We start from the raw sequence: 18158 nt of genomic DNA, 5'->3' as shown, positions 1-18158 counted from the left end.
CGACGCGTCTGTTGTTGGCCTGCGCGCTGTTAGCCGCGCTTTGGCTGGCGGTTTGGTGGGCGGTCACGCTGCCATGATTGAACTGGACAACCTGGTCGCAGGATATGAAGGCGCGGCGATCACGCCTGCGCTGAGCGGCGTGATTCACAAAGGTAGCATGACGGCCATCGTCGGTCTGAACGGCTGCGGTAAATCCACCCTACTAAAAACGTTGGCCGGATTTATTCCGCCAGTGAGCGGCGTGGTGCGCTGGTCGCCGACGCGCCCGACGATTGGCTGGCTGGCGCAGCGTCACGCGCTGGAGTCGCAGTTTCCGCTGACGGTGCTCGATGTTGTGAGTCAGGGGGCGTGGCCGCGTATTTCGCTGCTGCGCGGCCTGCGTAACGACGTGCGGCGGCGCATCCAGGCCGCACTAGCGCGTGTGGGGCTGACTGAGATGGCGAAAACGCCGATCGAAGCACTCTCCGGCGGCCAGTTTCAACGCATGTTGTTCGCCCGTGTGCTGGTTCAGCGCGCGCCGCTGGTGATGCTCGACGAACCCTTTACCGGCATTGACGAGAACACGACCCATGATCTGATGGGGGTGATTCAGGAGATGCATCAGCAGGGGCAGACCGTGCTGGCGGTGTTGCACGATAACCAGCGGGTCGCGGACTATTTCCCGGAAACGCTGCTGTTGGCGCCGCAAAATGCCTGCTGGGGGCCAACTCATGAGGTGCTGCCCGCGTTTCGCTCCGTGAGGCACGCATGATCTGGCATACCTTTTTTCAACCGTTTATTGAGTTTGGCTTTATGCGCCGCGCGCTGGTGGTGTGCCTGGCGCTGTCGCTGAGCACCACAATTCTCGGCGTATTTCTGTTGCTGCGGCGTATGAGCTTAATGGGCGACGCATTATCGCACGCCATTCTCCCCGGTGTGGCGGTGGGTTATCTGGTCAACGGCATGTCGCTGCTGGCAATGACCGTCGGCGGCTTTATCGCCGGGATTGCGGTGGCGCTGGTGGCGGGGTGGGTGAGCCGGCGCACGCCGCTGAAGGAGGATGCCAGCTTCGCCGGATTCTATCTTGGCTCGCTGGCGCTGGGCGTCACGCTGGTGTCGCTGCGCGGCTCAAACGTCGATCTGCTGCATCTGCTGTTTGGCTCCATTCTGGCCGTTGATAACGACGCGGCGCTGTTTGTGGCGGGCGTTGCCAGCCTGACACTCATCTGCATCGCGTTGTTTTATCGCGGGCTGGTGAGTGAAGCCTTCGACAGCGCCTGGCTACAGGTCAACGCGCGCTGGCTGCCGGTTCTGCTGCACGGCCTGTTTCTGGCCTTACTGGTGCTTAACCTGGTGGCGGGTTTTCAGGTGCTCGGTACGCTGATGGCGGTGGGGGTCATGATGCTGCCTGCCGTGGCGGCACGTTGCTGGGCGAGGACCCTGCCGGGAATTTTACTGCTGGCGGCGTTGATGGGCAGCGTCTGCGCGTGGATGGGGTTGAGCCTGTCGTGGGCCGCCAATTTACCCGCCGGTCCTTCGATCGTGTTGACCGCCAGCGGCGTCTTTTTGGTCTCGGTGTTTTTTGGCAAGCGAAGCCGGCTGACCGTCAGCTGGCAAAAACTCACAAGATAGGGGAAAACATGAAACGTATTGGGGTGATTCTGGCGCTGGCATTGGGGCTCTCGGCGCAAGGGGCGATGGCGAAAACGCTGAATGTGGTCAGCAGCTTCTCGGTGCTGGGCGATATGGTGCAGCAGGTGGGCGGTGAGCACGTGCATGTCGACACGCTGGTCGGCCCGGACGGCGACCCGCATACCTTCGAGCCGTCGCCGAAAGACAGCGCGCTGCTCAGCAAGGCGGACGTGGTGGTGGTTAACGGGCTGGGGCTGGAAGGGTGGATCGACAGGCTGATTAAAGCTTCCGGTTTCAAAGGCGAGCTGGTGGTGGCCTCTACCGGCGTGAAGACGCATACGCTGGATGAGGACGGGAAAACCGTGACCGATCCCCATGCCTGGAACAGCGCAGCTAACGGTGCGCTGTATGCGAAAAATATCATGAACGGGCTGATAAAAGCCGACCCGGAGGATAGCGCAGCGCTGAAGGCTTCCGGTGAACGCTATATCGCCCAGTTAAACGATATTCATCATTGGGCGAAAAGTCAGTTCGACGGTATTGCGCAAGCGAAGCGTAAAGTCCTGACCAGCCACGATGCTTTTGGCTACTTCTCCCGCGCTTACGGTGTAACTTTCCTGGCTCCGCAGGGGCTGTCGTCGGAAAGCGAAGCTAGCGCGGCGCAGGTGGCAGCGCTGATCAAGCAGATTAAAGCTGACGGCGTGCACACCTGGTTTATGGAAAATCAGCTCGACCCGCGGTTGGTGAAGCAGATTGCTACTGCCACCGGTTCACAGCCGGGCGGCGAACTGTACCCCGAAGCGTTGTCTGCGCCCGGCGGCGTGGCGGACAGCTACGTGAAGATGCTGCGTCATAACGTGAAGCTGATTGCGGATAGCATGCGCTGAGTCTTACTCTTTTTGCCCCGGTTTAGCCGGGGCGATACATTTTCTGAAGCCCCCTCGTAAAATCGTCATCCCGTCCCCACATCTCTGTTGAAAGTGCTATCTTTGATGGCCTCTTTATCGGGCTTAAGCGGAGCGACAATGACAGATTCAGAATTACTGCTGCTAAGCGAGCAGGTAGGCCTGGCGCTGAAGGCGCGCGGCGCGACCATGACCACCGCAGAGTCCTGCACTGGCGGCTGGATTGCGAAAACTATCACCGACGTGGCGGGCAGCTCCGCGTGGTTTGAGCGCGGTTTTGTCACCTACAGCAATGAAGCGAAATCGCAGATGATCGGCGTACGTGAAGTGACGCTGGAGCAGCACGGCGCGGTCAGCGAACCGGTCGTTGTCGAAATGGCGATTGGCGCACTGCGCGCGGCGCGCGCCGACTTCGCGGTCTCGGTCAGCGGCATCGCCGGGCCGGACGGCGGCAGTGCGGAAAAGCCGGTCGGTACCGTCTGGTTTGGCGTTGCTAGCGCGAACGGGCAGGGCGTGACCCAGCGCGAATGCTTCTCTGGCGACCGTGAATCGGTGCGTCGTCAGGCGACTGCTTACGCGCTAAAACTCCTCTGGCAACAATTTCTACAAAATACTTGATACTGTATGACCATACAGTATAATTGCCTCAACAGAACAGAATTCACTATCCGGTAACACCCGGTATGACAGGAGTAATAATGGCTATCGACGAAAACAAACAGAAAGCGTTGGCGGCAGCGCTGGGCCAGATCGAAAAGCAATTCGGTAAAGGCTCCATCATGCGTCTGGGTGAAGATCGCACCATGGATGTGGAAACCATTTCTACCGGTTCGCTGTCCCTGGATATCGCGCTGGGCGCTGGCGGCCTGCCAATGGGCCGTATTGTCGAAATCTACGGGCCAGAATCCTCCGGTAAAACGACGCTGACGCTGCAGGTTATCGCCGCGGCGCAGCGCGAAGGTAAAACCTGTGCGTTCATCGATGCGGAACACGCGCTGGATCCAGTGTATGCGCGTAAGCTGGGCGTCGATATCGACAACCTGCTGTGCTCCCAGCCGGACACCGGTGAGCAGGCGCTGGAAATCTGTGACGCGCTGGCGCGTTCTGGCGCGGTAGACGTTATCGTGGTCGACTCCGTCGCGGCGCTGACGCCGAAAGCGGAAATTGAAGGTGAAATCGGCGACTCTCACATGGGCCTGGCGGCGCGTATGATGAGTCAGGCGATGCGTAAGCTGGCGGGTAACCTGAAGCAGTCCAATACGCTGCTGATCTTCATCAACCAGATCCGTATGAAAATTGGCGTGATGTTCGGTAACCCGGAAACCACCACCGGCGGTAACGCGCTGAAATTCTACGCCTCCGTTCGTCTGGATATCCGTCGTATCGGCGCGGTGAAAGAAGGCGATAATGTCGTCGGCAGCGAAACCCGCGTGAAGGTCGTGAAAAACAAAATCGCGGCGCCGTTCAAACAGGCTGAATTCCAGATCCTCTACGGTGAAGGCATCAACTTCTTTGGCGAGCTGGTCGATCTGGGCGTGAAAGAGAAGCTGATTGAGAAAGCGGGCGCCTGGTACAGCTACAACGGCGACAAAATTGGTCAGGGTAAAGCGAACGCTATCTCCTGGCTGAAAGAGAACCCGGCGGCGGCAAAAGAAATTGAGAAGAAAGTTCGTGAACTGCTGCTCAATAACCAGGACGACAAACCTGACTTCGTTGTTGATAACAACAGCGTTGAAGAAACCAACGAAGACTTCTGATAACCTCGGAATCGACACTAAGGGCTGCTTATGCAGCCCTTTTGCATTTATCACGATGGCAGGATAACGATGACCGAAAACTCACCGCGCCGTTCCGCCTACGCTCGCCTGCTGGATCGCGCTATCCGTATTCTGGCGATGCGCGACCACAGCGAACAGGAGCTGCGGCGCAAGCTTACCGCCCCGGTGATGGGGAAAAATGGTCCGGAGCCTATCGATGCGCCGCCCGAAGATGTTGAAAAGGTGGTGGCATGGTGCTTTGAAAACCGCTATCTCGATGATAGCCGCTTCGTGCAGCAGTTTATGGCCGGGCGCAGCCGCAAAGGTTATGGGCCCGCACGCATTCGTCAGGAGCTGGGCCAGAAGGGAATTGCCCGTGAGGTGATTGAACAGGCGATGCGTGAATGCGAAATCGACTGGGCTGCGCAGGCGCGCGAACAGGCCCAGCGAAAATATGGCGAACCGCTGCCAACCGTCTTCGCTGAGAAGGTCAAAATTCAACGTTTTTTGCTTTACCGCGGCTACCTGATGGAAGATATCCAGGAAATATGGCGAAATTTTGCTGATTGACCCCACTCGGGATTTTACTTCCCACTAAAGAAAACTTATCTTATTCCCACTTTTTCCGTCCGGGCGCAGGTCGTTTTATCGCGATTAGCGTCTACGACGAATATTCCTTAAATACACAAAATCATTCAAGCCGCACCAAGGCGGCAAGTGAGTGAACCCCCTGAGCGTGCATCAGTAGGTGACTGGGGTGAACGAGCGCAGCCAACGCAGAGGCGGTTTGAAGGATGAAGTGTAGCTTGATTTCAGGATAATTATGAGCAAGAGCACCGCTGAGATCCGTCAGGCGTTTCTCGACTTTTTCCATAGTAAAGGCCACCAGGTAGTTGCCAGCAGCTCCCTGGTACCGAATAACGACCCCACTCTGTTGTTTACCAACGCCGGGATGAACCAGTTCAAGGACGTGTTCCTCGGTCTCGACAAACGTAATTATTCTCGCGCGACCACCGCGCAGCGTTGCGTGCGTGCGGGCGGTAAACACAACGACCTGGAAAACGTCGGCTACACCGCGCGTCACCATACCTTCTTCGAAATGCTGGGTAACTTCAGCTTCGGCGACTACTTCAAACACGACGCTATCCAGTACGCATGGGAACTGCTGACCGGTGAAAACTGGTTCGCCCTGCCGAAAGAGCGTCTGTGGGTCACCGTGTATGAAACCGATGATGAAGCATACGAAATCTGGGAAAAAGAAGTCGGTATCCCGCGCGAGCGCATTATCCGTATCGGCGACAACAAAGGCGCGCCGTACGCATCCGATAACTTCTGGCAGATGGGTGACACCGGTCCCTGCGGCCCGTGCACCGAAATCTTCTACGACCATGGCGACCATATCTGGGGCGGCCCTCCGGGATCTCCGGAAGAAGACGGCGACCGTTACATTGAGATCTGGAACATCGTCTTCATGCAGTTCAACCGTCAGGCTGACGGCACCATGGAACCGCTGCCGAAGCCGTCCGTGGATACCGGTATGGGCCTGGAGCGTATCACCGCTGTCCTGCAGCATGTTAACTCCAACTACGAAATCGATCTGTTCCGTAAGCTGATTGATGCCGTCGCGAAAGTGACTGGCGCAACCGATCTGAGCAACAAATCGCTGCGCGTTATCGCGGACCATATTCGTTCCTGTGCTTTCCTGATCGCCGACGGCGTGATGCCGTCTAACGAAAGCCGCGGCTACGTGCTGCGTCGTATCATTCGTCGCGCAATCCGCCACGGCAATATGCTGGGCGCGAAAGACACCTTCTTCTACAAGCTGGTTGGCCCGCTGGTAGAGGTGATGGGTGCCGCAGGCGAAGAGCTGAAACGTCAGCAGGCGCAGGTTGAGCAGGTTCTGAAAACCGAAGAAGAGCAGTTTGCTCGTACCCTGGAGCGCGGTCTGGCGCTGCTCGATGAAGAGCTGGCAAAACTGACCGGCGATACGCTGGACGGCGAAACCGCTTTCCGTCTGTACGACACCTACGGCTTCCCGGTTGACCTGACGGCGGACGTTTGCCGTGAGCGCAACATCAAAGTTGACGAAGCGGGCTTCGAAGCGGCGATGGAAGAACAGCGCCGTCGCGCGCGTGAGTCCAGCGGTTTTGGCGCGGACTATAACGCAATGATCCGTGTTGACGGTGCGTCCGAATTTAAAGGCTACGACCATCTGGAACTGAACGGTAAAGTCACTGCGCTGTTTGTTGATGGTAAAGCGGTAGAGTCTATCGCTGCGGGCCAGGAAGCCGTTGTCGTTCTGGACCAGACGCCGTTCTACGCGGAGTCCGGCGGCCAGGTTGGCGATAAAGGTGAGCTGAAAGGCGCGGGCTTTAGCTTTGCGGTCAGCGATACTCAAAAATATGGTCAGGCTATCGGCCACCTCGGCAAGCTGGCAACCGGCGCGCTGAAAGTGGGTGATGGCGTGCAGGCTGATGTCGATGAAGCGCGTCGCGCTCGCATCCGTCTGAACCACTCCGCAACGCACCTGATGCATGCGGCGCTGCGCCAGGTTCTGGGCACTCACGTTGCGCAGAAAGGCTCTCTGGTTAACGATAAAGTGCTGCGTTTCGACTTCTCTCACTTCGAAGCGATGAAGCCGGAAGAGATTCGTGCTGTTGAAGATCTGGTCAACGCCCAGATTCGTCGCAACCTGCCTGTTGAAACCAACATCATGGATCTGGAAGCGGCGAAAGCGAAGGGTGCGATGGCGCTGTTTGGTGAGAAATATGACGACCACGTGCGCGTACTGAGCATGGGCGACTTCTCAACCGAGCTGTGCGGTGGTACTCACGCTTCCCGTACGGGTGATATTGGTCTGTTCCGCATTGTGTCCGAATCGGGTACTGCGGCAGGTGTACGTCGTATTGAAGCCGTAACCGGTGAAGGTGCCATTGCCTCTGTGCATGCGGAAAGCGATCGCTTAAGCGACATCGCCCAACTGCTGAAAGGCGATAGCCACAATCTGACGGAGAAGGTTCGTACCGTTATCGAGCGTACCCGCCAGTTGGAAAAAGAGCTTCAGCAGCTGAAAGAGCAGGCGGCAGCACAGGAAAGCGCGAATCTTTCCAGCAAAGCTGAGACGATTAACGGCGTTAACCTGCTGGTGAGCGAGCTCGCTGGCGTTGAGCCGAAAATGCTGCGTACCATGGTCGACGATCTGAAGAACCAGTTGGGTTCTGCGATTATCGTGCTGGCGACGGTAGCGGAAGGTAAGGTTTCTCTGATTGCCGGTGTGTCTAAGGATGTAACAGACCGTGTGAAAGCAGGGGAGCTGATTGGTATGGTCGCTCAGCAGGTGGGCGGCAAAGGGGGCGGTCGTCCGGATATGGCGCAAGCTGGCGGTACCGACGCGTCTGCACTCCCTGCTGCACTGGCCAGCGTGAAAGGCTGGGTAAGCGCTAAACTGTAATAACAATAAACGCACGCAGACGCCTTAACGTTATCTGTTACGGCGTCTTGCATATGCGGTACTGATAACGATAAAGTCAGGTTGAAGTCATGTAGATCGGCTAGACTTACATTTAACAGAATGTGATGCCGTGACTGCTTACACGTGAAGGTGTTTGTCATCGCTGACCTTTTGGCGTTATATGATGGAAAATGCCGGGATACAGAGAGACCCGACTCTTTTAATCTTTCAAGGAGCAAAGAATGCTGATTCTGACTCGTCGAGTTGGTGAGACCCTCATGATTGGAGATGAGGTCACTGTGACAGTTTTAGGGGTGAAGGGTAACCAGGTGCGCATCGGCGTAAATGCCCCGAAAGAAGTCTCTGTTCACCGTGAAGAGATCTACCAGCGTATCCAGGCTGAAAAATCCCAGCAGTCCAATTACTAAGTTCTCGCGTCTCACCCAGTGGGTGAGACGCAAATCCCACCGCTTCTCTCGTTTTATGCTCTGTATTAACCATTTTTTCTTCTGCTTATCTCTTTGATGTCATTTTCCCTGGTTACCGTTTTGCGGCCTTCATCGCGTTTTATCTGTTGATAAAACATCCGTTCTGCTTTTTTTAACACCTGATTGTCTGTGAAATGTGCAAACGAAAAAAATCTGCGGAAAATTGTTTGACTTATAAGTCCCAGAAAGTAATATGTGCGCCACACAGCGACGATGAGCAGAAACAAGTTCTTCGAAGCACTCGCAAGAGGTGTTGTTGGTGAGGTGGCCGAGAGGCTGAAGGCGCTCCCCTGCTAAGGGAGTATGCGGTCAAAAGCTGCATCCGGGGTTCGAATCCCCGCCTCACCGCCATTTGCATCCGTAGCTCAGCTGGATAGAGTACTCGGCTACGAACCGAGCGGTCGGAGGTTCGAATCCTCCCGGATGCACCATCTTCTCTGCAATAGCGCATTAGCGTTGTTACAGAAAATGATAGCGCTTTAGCGGCGATATCAAATCTGCAGTAAAGTAAGTTTCCCGATGCATCCGTAGCTCAGCTGGATAGAGTACTCGGCTACGAACCGAGCGGTCGGAGGTTCGAATCCTCCCGGATGCACCATCTCTTACTTGATATCATCTCTCATGATATCAATATCGGCAGTAAAGCAAGTTTCCCGATGCATCCGTAGCTCAGCTGGATAGAGTACTCGGCTACGAACCGAGCGGTCGGAGGTTCGAATCCTCCCGGATGCACCATTCTTTGTTTTGCACGATACTTAGCTTTTCCGATGCATCCGTAGCTCAGCTGGATAGAGTACTCGGCTACGAACCGAGCGGTCGGAGGTTCGAATCCTCCCGGATGCACCATCTCATCGAAGTCGCCTACCTTTTCTTATTTTCCTCGAATTAGTCTTTTTAACTAAAAAATCTTCTTCACACTTTTCCCATTGGCAACTCATTCTTTCCTCTATAATTTATCCTTGTATACACCCTTATTCTGGTGACATGACTGCAAGGAGAGAAATCCATGAAATGGTTCAAAGCAACGTCTGCGTTTTGCGCTGCGCTTCTGATGGCTATCTCGCTGTCCGGCTGTGCTGGCTCGTCAACGAAGGAGAGCACCGGTGGCTACATTGACGATACCGTCATTACCACCAAAGTGAAAACGGCGCTGTTTAGCGACAAAGATATCAAGTCCAGCGAGATTAACGTGCAGACCTTTAAAGGCCGCGTGCAGTTGAGCGGCTTTGTGTCGTCGTCCGCTGACGCTAAGCGTGCCGTCGAGGTAACCCGTAAGGTCCAGGGCGTGCGCGTCGTTGAAAACGATATGCAAATAAAATAATCCGTGGCATGCGAATCATGATAAGGCGCTGAAAGGCGCCTTTGTTGTCTCTGCGGCTAACAGCGACAATCATCCCCATTTACGATAAAGTAACGTCACATTATCCGATGGGTGAGAAGACGATGTACGAACGCTACGCTGGATTGATTTTTGATATGGATGGCACCATCCTTGATACGGAACCGACGCACCGTAAGGCGTGGCGTGCGGTTTTGGGTCGCTACGGTATGCGTTTCGATGAACAGGCGATGGTGGCGCTTAACGGTTCGCCCACCTGGCGTATTGCGCAGGCGATCATTGAAAGTCATCAGGCCGATCTGGATCCCCATCTTCTGGCGCGAGAAAAAACCGATGCGGTGAAATCAATGCTGCTGGACTCGGTTACGCCGCTGCCGCTGATTGACGTCGTGAAAGAATGGCATGGTCGTCGACCGATGGCCGTCGGCACCGGTAGCGAAAGCGCGGTGGCCGAGGCGCTGCTCGCTCATCTGGGCCTGCGCCACTATTTTGCGGCCGTTGTCGCCGCCGATCACGTTAAACTGCATAAACCCGCACCGGATACCTTCTTACTGTGCGCGGAGCGTATGGGCGTGGCGGCGGAACGCTGCGTGGTGTTTGAAGATGCCGATTTTGGCCTTCAGGCAGCCGCCGCTGCGGGAATGGATGCTGTCGACGTTCGACTGCTGTGAATGAACTTCTGGCGTTGGGATCGCTGTTTGCGAGCAGCTTTCTCAGCGCAACGCTGCTGCCAGGCAACTCCGAAGCCGTGCTGATTGGCCTGCTGCTAGCGGGCGCAAGTAAGCCCTGGCTTCTGGTAGTAATAGCAACAATGGGTAATAGCCTTGGCGGGGCTACAAACGTTATTCTTGGTCGTTTTTTTCCATTACGCAAAACATCGCGTTGGCAGGAAAAAGCGGTGGGCTGGTTGCGGCGCTATGGCGCGGCCACGCTTCTGCTGAGCTGGATGCCCGTTATCGGTGATTTGCTGTGCCTGCTCGCAGGCTGGATGCGCATTTCCTGGGGACCGGTACTCTTTTTTTTATGCCTGGGTAAAGCGCTGCGCTATATCGCAGTCGCGGCGCTGACGCTGCAAGGCATGACGTGGTGGCACTAATTGGATGGCTTGTGGAAGAGTCCTCATCTCCACGATGACAATTATGCTTAATAAAATGAATTCGACAGGCGGGAGGTCAATTTGATCCCGGACGTATCACAGGCGCTGTCCTGGCTGGAAAAACACCCTCAGGCTCTTGAAGGGATCCAGCGCGGTCTTGAGCGCGAAACCCTACGCGTTAATGCAGATGGTTCTCTGGCAACAACCGGTCATCCGGAGGCGCTGGGCGCCACGCTGACCCATAAATGGATCACTACCGATTTCGCCGAAGCGCTGCTGGAGTTTATTACTCCGGTCGACGGCGACATCAACCATATGCTGACGTTTCTGCGCGATGTGCACCGTCACACAGCGCGTCAGCTCGGCGACGAGCGTATGTGGCCGCTGAGCATGCCATGCTACATCGCGCCGGGTCAGGATATTGAGCTGGCGCAATACGGCACGTCGAACATTGGCCGCTTGAAAACGCTGTACCGTGAAGGGCTGAAAAACCGCTACGGCGCGCTGATGCAGACCATCTCCGGCGTTCACTACAACTTCTCTTTGCCGATGGCTTTCTGGCAGGCGAAGTGTGGTACAGAGGATAAAGAAGCGATTTCAGCCGGTTATTTCCGCCTGATTCGTAACTATTATCGCTTTGGCTGGGTGATTCCGTATCTGTTCGGCGCTTCGCCGGCGATCTGTTCTTCCTTCCTGCAGGGCAAACCGACGACGCTGCCGTTTGAGAAAACCGAATGCGGCATGTACTACCTGCCGTACGCCACCTCGCTGCGTCTGAGCGATCTGGGTTATACCAATAAATCGCAAAGCAATCTCGGAATTACGTTTAACGAATTGCACGAGTATGTGGCAGGATTGAAGCGCGCGATTAAAACGCCGTCGGAAGAGTATGCCCGCATTGGCCTGGAGAAAGATGGCAAGTATCTGCAGATCAATAGCAACATTCTTCAGATTGAAAACGAGCTATATGCGCCGATTCGCCCTAAACGTGTGACCCGCGACGGCGAAACGCCGTCCGATGCGCTGCTGCGTGGCGGTATTGAATATATCGAAGTGCGCTCGCTGGACATCAACCCGTTCTCGCCAATTGGCGTCGATGAGCAACAGATTCGCTTCCTCGATCTGTTTATGGTCTGGTGCGTATTGGCCGATGCGCCGGAGATGAGCAGCGATGAGCTGCTGTGTACCCGTACCAACTGGAACCGCGTGATTCTGGAAGGGCGTAAGCCGGGGCTGACGCTGGGCATTGGCTGCGAAACCGCGCAGTTCCCGCTGACCAAAGTGGGCAAAGATTTGTTCCACGATCTGAAACGTGTGGCGCAGACGATGGATAGCATGAATGGCGATACCGCCTACCAGACAGTTTGCGATGAACTGGTGGCCAGCTTCGATAATCCGGAGTTAACCTTCTCCGCACGCATTCTGCGTTCTATGCTTGATCAGGGGATTGGCGGAACCGGCAAGGCCCTGGCGGAACAGTATCGGACAATGCTGCGTGAAGAGCCGCTGGAGATTCTCAGCGAAGAGGATTTTGCGAAGGAGCGGGATGCTTCCAGAGCGCGTCAGCGTCAGATTGAAGAGGCGGATAACGAATCGTTTGAAGCGCTGCTGGCGAGACACGCCTGATACAAAAGAAAAAGGCCACATCACTGTGGCCAAAATATACATCTCTGAATCAGGGATGATGATAACAAATGCGCGTCTTTCATATAGTAAGACTGGCATGGGAACAAAGAGTTCAGTTTATTTTTAAAAAAATCACATTATCCTGAAGCAGAACGTGGTGGGTTGCATAAAACATAGTTTATTCAATAAGTTAAATGTTTTTATCTTAATGAAAAAAATGCAGCGCCCGGGAGCAAGAAGGTGATATCGGAGGTTACGAAATGCCGTTGTTAGATAGCTTCACAGTCGATCATACCCGTATGGAAGCCCCAGCCGTTCGCGTGGCGAAGAAAATGAACACCCCGCACGGCGACGCGATCACGGTTTTTGACCTGCGTTTTTGCGTACCGAACAAAGAAGTGATGCCGGAAAGAGGGATCCACACTCTTGAGCACCTGTTTGCGGGCTTCATGCGCGATCATCTGAACGGTAATGGCGTTGAGATTATCGACATTTCCCCGATGGGCTGCCGTACCGGCTTCTACATGAGCCTGATTGGTACACCGGACGAGCAGCGCGTAGCGGATGCCTGGAAAGCGGCGATGGCCGACGTGCTGAAAGTGCAGGATCAAAACCAGATCCCGGAACTGAACGTGTACCAGTGTGGCACCTACGAGATGCATTCTCTGAGTGAAGCGCAGGAGATTGCGCGCCATATTATTGAACGTGATGTGCGCATCAACAGCAATGATGAACTGGCGCTGCCGAAAGAGAAACTGCAGGAACTGCACATCTAGTTGATACGTGGATGTGGCGATAAATAAAACCCTGGGGCTAGCCTCGGGGTTTTTTATTTTCTTTCGCGGGTTGTAATGATTTGTTATTTGAATGAGCGAAAGTAATACATATCTTAAATAAACATTTCTGTTTTTATTTTGTGAGCTGTTAAACAAAATGATTTTGAATGCCGGCATTAATCCGTTTGTCGATCACATAAAATGAAAAACGTAATCGAATAGTCGAAAAACATAATGGAATCCCGCCCCGTAACTGTCAAAAATACCTCCAAAGAAACCGGTTTCATGACCAAAAATTAAAACGGGAGTGTATATGTCTACAGGGGATAGAATTTCTATTCGGGAGAAGATTGGCTATAGCCTTGGGGATGCCGCCAGTCATATTGTTTTTGACTCGTCAGTGGCTATTCTGGCCTATTTTTACACCGATATTTACGGCCTGCCGCCTGCGGTAATGGGCACTATGTTCCTGCTGGTCCGGCTGCTGGATGCGATAACCGATCCGATTATGGGGGCCATCGCCGATGCGACTTCTACGCGCTGGGGGCGTTTCCGTCCATGGCTGCTGGCGATTTGTGTGCCGTTTGCCGTCAGTTGCGTGCTGGTCTATTCCATCCCGTCTTTCTCGGATACTGGCAAAGTGGTTTACGCGGTCGCGGCGTATATCTTTATGACGCTGATGTACACCGCGATTAACATCCCTTACTGCTCGCTGGGCGCGGCGCTCACCTCCGACCCGCGCGAAAGCCTGTCTTTGCAGTCCTGGCGCTTTGCTATTACGCCGATTGGCGGCGCGCTGGGCACCGCGCTTATTCTTCCGCTGGCCGATTTCCTCTATCCGGGCGATCGGGCGACTGGCATCCAGGTTTCTATGGCTCTGTTTGGGGTGATTGGCTGCCTGATGTTTATCACCTGTTTCTTCACCACCAAAGAACGCGTTCAGCCGATCAAAGAAGAGAATCTCAATATTGCGCGCGACGTTAAAATTCTCTTCAAAAATGATCAGTGGCTGATTCTCTCCGTCTATAACTTCATGATGCTGGTTGCCGTGGTGCTGCGTGGCGGTGCGGTGGTGTATTACATCAATACGGTGCTGAATAAAGGCGCTGATATTATTTCTCTGTTTATGCTTGGCGGGATGTTTGCTTCCATGGCGGGGTCCGTGCTGGCAAAACCGTTTGGTACCCGTTTTTGCAAGGTGAAGCTGTCATTCTGGATTAACCTGCTCACCGCCGCATTTGGCGTTATTTGTTTCTTCGTTCCTCCGCAGGCATGGATAGCGATATTTGTCATTCACATTATTATTTCTATTATTCAGGGCGGAAACGGTGCATTGCAGTGGTCGATGATCACCGATACAAATAATTACGGCGAATGGAAAACGCAGCGTCGCATTACCGGTATGAATGTTGCGGCCAATATATTCATTATTAAGCTGGGGGTTGCCGTCGGTGGCGCCATTTTAGGTTGGGTATTGGCTTATTTCCATTACGAATCCGGCGTGGCGGTGCAGTCTGCTTCAGCGGCGCAGGGCGTCATGCTGTTATTTACGATTGTTCCGGCGGTTTTTTATATTCTCACGGCGTTTGCCATTAAGTTCTACGGCTTAAACGAAGGTCGTATGAATAACGTGGTTGCGGATCTGAAAAACGGTACGTTCGCGAATACGTCGGCTCAGTAGTTCTGGGTAAAAAAAAGCCAGCTCGCTTGAGCTGGCTTTTTAACTAGTGAGCGCCTCCGCCCCCGCTGCCTGCGCCAAATGGCGGTCTGGCGAACCATACCAGCCCCAGCAGCACCAGGAAGATCCCCGCCGAAATCCAGAAGATTTCATTGGCTGAGACAATCAGCCCCTGGTTGGTAATCTGCTGGGCTATCCAGCCGGAAGCCTGCTGCTGCGTCATACCCATGCCTTGCAGCTGATCGTACATCTGCTGGGCATTGGGGTTGAACGGCGTCACCGACTCGGTGAGCTGCGCGTGGTGCATCGCTTCACGGTTCGTCCACAGCGTGGTGGTAATCGACGTCCCGATGGAGCCTGCCAGCGTACGGGTAAAGTTCGACAGACTCGATGCGGCCGCCAGACGCTCAGGCGGTAGCCCGGAAAGCGTGATGGTGGTCAACGGCATGAAGAAGCACGCGACGGCGAAGCCCTGAATAAACTGCGGCCACGCCGAGGCGCCGAAGTCCATTCCCGGTTCGAAGGTGTAGGCGCGCCAGTAGAAGCACACGGCATACATAATAAAGCTGAAGGTCACCAGACGGCGCATATCCAGCTTATGGGCAAAGCGGCCGATAATCGGCGACAGCAGCACCGGAATGACGCCCACCGGCGCTGAAGCCAGACCGGCCCAGGTTGCGGTATAACCGTAGACCTCCTGCAATAGCTGCGGCAGCAAAACAATCGCGCCGAAGTAGAGCATATAGGCCAGGCTGATACACAGACAGCCGATGGTAAAGTTTCGCGACTTAAACAACGATAGATCGACTATCGGGTTATCGTCGGTTAACTCCCAGACTATCAGGAAGCTCAGCGACACCACCGCCACGATGGTCAGCACGATAATTTCCGTGGAGTTAAACCAGTCGAGCTCTTTCCCCTGGTCGAGCATCACCTGCAGGCTACCAATCCCCAGCACCAGCAGCGCCAGGCCAATACCGTCGATACGCCTTTGCTCGGTACGGGTCTCACGCCCGCGCAGGGTCTGGAGGCTTAACAGCACCACTATCGCGCCAATCGGCACGTTGATAAAGAAGATCCAGCCCCAGTGGTAGTTATCGCTGATGTAGCCGCCGAGGATTGGCCCGCAGATCGGGGCCACGATCACCGTCATCGACCACAGCGCCAGCGCGATTGAGCGTTTGGCGGGGGGATAGTTGCTGAGCAGCAGACTCTGCGACAGCGGGATCAACGGCCCGGCAACGATCCCCTGAATCACGCGGAAGAAGATCAGCATGCTCAGGCTGTTGGACATCCCGCACGCCCATGACGCAATGACAAAGGCGACGGTTGACCACAGGAACAGCTTCACCTCACCGACGCGCTTCGCCAGCCAGCCGGTAATCGGAATGGAGATGGCGTTCGCGACCCCAAATGAGGTGATAACCCACGTCCCCTGGCTCAGCGATGAGCCAAGGTTACCGGCGATGGTGGGGATAGCCACGTTCGCGATGGTGGAGTCCAGCACCTGCATAAAGGTGGCCAGCGACAGCGCAATGGTCATAATGACCAGCTGCGCGCCTTCCAGCGGTTTTTGCTGTTGCATTACGCGCACCCCAGCATTAGTTGGCGTTGGCCTGGACGATGTCGTTAATCAGCTTGTTCACCGGATCGAGGCTGATTTCACGCGCATTGCTCTCGTAAACCGGGCTGGTACGAATCTGGTTAGCCAGCATCTGACCGTCGCGGTTGGAGGTATCAACCTTCACCAACGTAGAGAGACCGATACGCAGCGGGTGTTTCGCCAGCTGATCGGCATCCAGTTCAATACGCACCGGCAGACGCTGCACGACTTTGATCCAGTTACCGGTGGCGTTCTGTGCCGGCAGCAGCGAGAAGGCGCTGCCGGTACCCATATCGAGACCGACTACTTTCCCGGTGTACTTGACGTCGTCGCCGTAGATATCACTGATGACCGTCACCGGCTGGCCGATACGCATGTGCGCCAGCTGCGTCTCTTTAAAGTTCGCGTCTACCCACAGGTTGCTGGCCGGTACTACGGCCATCAGCGGGGTGGTTGGGCTAATCTGCGCGCCCGGCTGGACGGAACGGCGGGAAACATAGCCGCTCATCGGGCTGACAATTTTGGTACGTTGCAGGGCAAGCCAGGCGTTACGAACGTCGGTTGCGGCCTGGCGAACCGTTGGCTGATCTTCCAGTTTGGTACCCAGAATCATCGCCTGGTTAGCGTTGTACTGCTGTACCGCCACATCGAGAGCCGCCTGAGCGCTGGTCACCGCATCTTTCGCGTGCTGCAGCTCTTCACGGCCAATCAGATTAGCGCTGCCCAGCGGAATACGACGGTTGAGGTCGGTTTGCGCCTGAGCCAGCGTGGTTTTGCGAATATCGATATTCGCCTGCAGCTGCTTGTTGTTGATCATCAACTGGCGCATCTGACGCACGCTGGAGGCCAGCTGGGTCTGCGCTTTTTCAAACGCCTGCTGAGCGTCGGTCTGGTCAAGCGTGACCAGCACGTCACCCTGCTGGATGTAGTCGGTGTTGTCGGCCCAGACTTTCGTCACGCTGCCGGACACCTGCGCCATGATTTGTACCTGGTTCCCTGCCACGTAAGCGTCATCGGTTTCTTCGAAGTGACGCAGAACCAAAAACCAGTAGGCCCCATAGGCCACGGCAATAATAACAAAGAGCAAGGTCAACAAGATGAGGGCGCGTTTACGTTTGCCTTTCTTGTTGGCGGGTTGCTGCGGGGTTTGAGTCTCCGCATTTGCGCTCATGTGATTCTCCACATTTCTTATTATTGATATCGGCAACGCCGACCTGTTTACCAGAAAGGCCAGCAGGGGTTATCTGCTGGCCTGTTTGTTTTCCTTGCGATCGCGGTAGTATCAGCGCAGGGCGTCGAGTACTGAGCCATCCTCTTCCATCTGATCCAGACGGGTAAGAAGTTTGCGGGTGATATGCTCAAGCTGATCTTTCTCAGCCGCGCTGAGAGACGACCAGAGCTGATGCAGGCAGTGATGCTGCGGAGGCAGAACCTCGTTCAGGAATTCGCGACCTTTGTCGGTGAGCTGCAGATGCAGGCAGCGGCGGTCATTGTCGCTTTCACGACGTTCAATCCAGCCGCGTTTTTCCAGTTCATCGGCGATGCGGGTGGCGTTGGTACGCGATGACCCGAGCGCGCAGCTGAGTTCGGAGGGCTGAATGCTGTGATTTTCTTGAGACTCCAGCGTGATTAGCGCCATAAACAACGTCTCGTTAATCCCTTGAGCTTTCAGCATTTTATTGCGGTTATCCAGCAGCTTACCCTGCATGTGCATGCACAGGCGAGTCAGGAGAATTTCCTGGAAAGGGAACTCTTCGCAGCGGCTGGCGCGAAATTTCAGCATTTGTTCAATGGGCGTAAACGAACTATCCATCTGGGCATTACCTCA

At 55.1% G+C, this 18158-nt stretch carries 17 protein-coding genes and 5 tRNA genes; 19 read left to right on the top strand and 3 right to left on the bottom strand.

What is annotated here, in order from left to right; genetic code table 11:
* Positions 1–40: 40 nt before the first annotated feature.
* From K7B04_RS24325 to K7B04_RS24235, 19 genes are all read left to right on the top strand, one after another.
* Positions 41–751, top strand: a complete 711-nt coding sequence (locus K7B04_RS24325; protein WP_223803219.1) for an ATP-binding cassette domain-containing protein — start codon at positions 41–43, stop codon at positions 749–751.
* Positions 748–1611, top strand: a complete 864-nt coding sequence (locus tag K7B04_RS24320; RefSeq protein WP_167575167.1) for a metal ABC transporter permease — start codon at positions 748–750, stop codon at positions 1609–1611. The genes K7B04_RS24325 and K7B04_RS24320 overlap by 4 nt, the downstream gene beginning before the upstream one ends.
* 8 nt (positions 1612–1619) lie before the next feature.
* Complete coding sequence (locus K7B04_RS24315) at positions 1620–2498, top strand: metal ABC transporter substrate-binding protein (protein ID WP_163446261.1); 879 nt, start codon at positions 1620–1622, stop codon at positions 2496–2498.
* A gap of 138 nt (positions 2499–2636) precedes the next feature.
* Positions 2637–3134: a nicotinamide-nucleotide amidase gene (gene pncC, locus K7B04_RS24310; RefSeq protein ID WP_163446260.1), complete on the top strand. Its 498-nt coding sequence runs from the start codon at positions 2637–2639 to the stop codon at positions 3132–3134.
* 80 nt (positions 3135–3214) lie between these two features.
* Positions 3215–4273, top strand: a complete 1059-nt coding sequence (gene recA / locus K7B04_RS24305) for a recombinase RecA (RefSeq protein WP_163446259.1) — start codon at positions 3215–3217, stop codon at positions 4271–4273.
* Between the two features lie 69 nt (positions 4274–4342).
* Positions 4343–4843 (top strand): recombination regulator RecX, encoded by a 501-nt coding sequence (gene recX / locus K7B04_RS24300; protein WP_167575168.1) that lies wholly within the window; start codon positions 4343–4345, stop codon positions 4841–4843.
* A gap of 253 nt (positions 4844–5096) precedes the next feature.
* Positions 5097–7724: an alanine--tRNA ligase gene (gene alaS, locus K7B04_RS24295; RefSeq protein ID WP_167575170.1), complete on the top strand. Its 2628-nt coding sequence runs from the start codon at positions 5097–5099 to the stop codon at positions 7722–7724.
* 242 nt (positions 7725–7966) lie between these two features.
* Positions 7967–8152: a carbon storage regulator CsrA gene (gene csrA / locus K7B04_RS24290; protein ID WP_007370562.1), complete on the top strand. Its 186-nt coding sequence runs from the start codon at positions 7967–7969 to the stop codon at positions 8150–8152.
* A gap of 318 nt (positions 8153–8470) precedes the next feature.
* Positions 8471–8563: transfer RNA gene (locus tag K7B04_RS24285), tRNA-Ser, on the top strand.
* 3 nt (positions 8564–8566) lie between these two features.
* Positions 8567–8643: transfer RNA gene (locus K7B04_RS24280), tRNA-Arg, on the top strand.
* A gap of 90 nt (positions 8644–8733) precedes the next feature.
* Positions 8734–8810: transfer RNA gene (locus tag K7B04_RS24275), tRNA-Arg, on the top strand.
* A gap of 60 nt (positions 8811–8870) precedes the next feature.
* Positions 8871–8947, top strand: a tRNA-Arg gene (locus K7B04_RS24270).
* A gap of 34 nt (positions 8948–8981) precedes the next feature.
* Positions 8982–9058, top strand: a tRNA-Arg gene (locus K7B04_RS24265).
* 160 nt (positions 9059–9218) lie between these two features.
* Entirely contained in the window at positions 9219–9533 is a 315-nt protein-coding gene (locus K7B04_RS24260; RefSeq protein WP_064543215.1) for a BON domain-containing protein, read from the top strand.
* A 122-nt stretch (positions 9534–9655) separates the two neighbouring features.
* Positions 9656–10222 carry a fructose-1-phosphate/6-phosphogluconate phosphatase gene (gene yqaB, locus K7B04_RS24255; RefSeq protein WP_223803218.1) on the top strand — a complete coding sequence of 189 codons (567 nt, stop codon included), beginning with the start codon at positions 9656–9658 and terminating at the stop codon, positions 10220–10222.
* Positions 10219–10647, top strand: a complete 429-nt coding sequence (locus tag K7B04_RS24250) for a YqaA family protein (RefSeq protein WP_064543219.1) — start codon at positions 10219–10221, stop codon at positions 10645–10647. The genes yqaB and K7B04_RS24250 overlap by 4 nt, the downstream gene beginning before the upstream one ends.
* Before the next feature lie 81 nt (positions 10648–10728).
* The gene (gshA, locus tag K7B04_RS24245; protein ID WP_163446254.1) at positions 10729–12273 is read left to right on the top strand and encodes a glutamate--cysteine ligase; all 1545 of its coding nucleotides are present in this window, start codon (positions 10729–10731) and stop codon (positions 12271–12273) included.
* Between the two features lie 260 nt (positions 12274–12533).
* Complete coding sequence (gene luxS / locus K7B04_RS24240) at positions 12534–13049, top strand: S-ribosylhomocysteine lyase (RefSeq protein WP_064543222.1); 516 nt, start codon at positions 12534–12536, stop codon at positions 13047–13049.
* A 313-nt stretch (positions 13050–13362) separates the two neighbouring features.
* On the top strand, positions 13363–14730 hold the full coding sequence (locus K7B04_RS24235; protein WP_167575172.1) for a glycoside-pentoside-hexuronide (GPH):cation symporter: 1368 nt from the start codon (positions 13363–13365) through the stop codon (positions 14728–14730).
* Positions 14731–14773: 43 nt separating this feature from the next.
* On the opposite strand, the gene emrB is transcribed toward K7B04_RS24235, so the two are convergent.
* The 3 genes from emrB to mprA all read right to left on the bottom strand — a co-directional run bounded on the left by emrB (position 14774) and on the right by mprA (position 18143).
* Positions 14774–16312 carry a multidrug efflux MFS transporter permease subunit EmrB gene (gene emrB / locus K7B04_RS24230; RefSeq protein ID WP_163446252.1) on the bottom strand — a complete coding sequence of 513 codons (1539 nt, stop codon included), beginning with the start codon at positions 16310–16312 and terminating at the stop codon, positions 14774–14776.
* A gap of 16 nt (positions 16313–16328) precedes the next feature.
* The gene (gene emrA / locus K7B04_RS24225) at positions 16329–17501 is read right to left on the bottom strand and encodes a multidrug efflux MFS transporter periplasmic adaptor subunit EmrA (protein ID WP_064543230.1); all 1173 of its coding nucleotides are present in this window, start codon (positions 17499–17501) and stop codon (positions 16329–16331) included.
* A gap of 111 nt (positions 17502–17612) precedes the next feature.
* The gene (gene mprA / locus K7B04_RS24220) at positions 17613–18143 is read right to left on the bottom strand and encodes a transcriptional repressor MprA (RefSeq protein ID WP_163446251.1); all 531 of its coding nucleotides are present in this window, start codon (positions 18141–18143) and stop codon (positions 17613–17615) included.
* Positions 18144–18158 lie beyond the last annotated feature (15 nt).

This window comes from Kluyvera sp. CRP, from assembly GCF_019930565.1.
In the GTDB taxonomy this organism is placed as follows: domain Bacteria; phylum Pseudomonadota; class Gammaproteobacteria; order Enterobacterales; family Enterobacteriaceae; genus Kluyvera; species Kluyvera georgiana_A.
The sequence above is the reverse complement of the archived record's forward strand: the minus strand, read 5'-3'. Positions and strand labels throughout refer to the sequence as shown.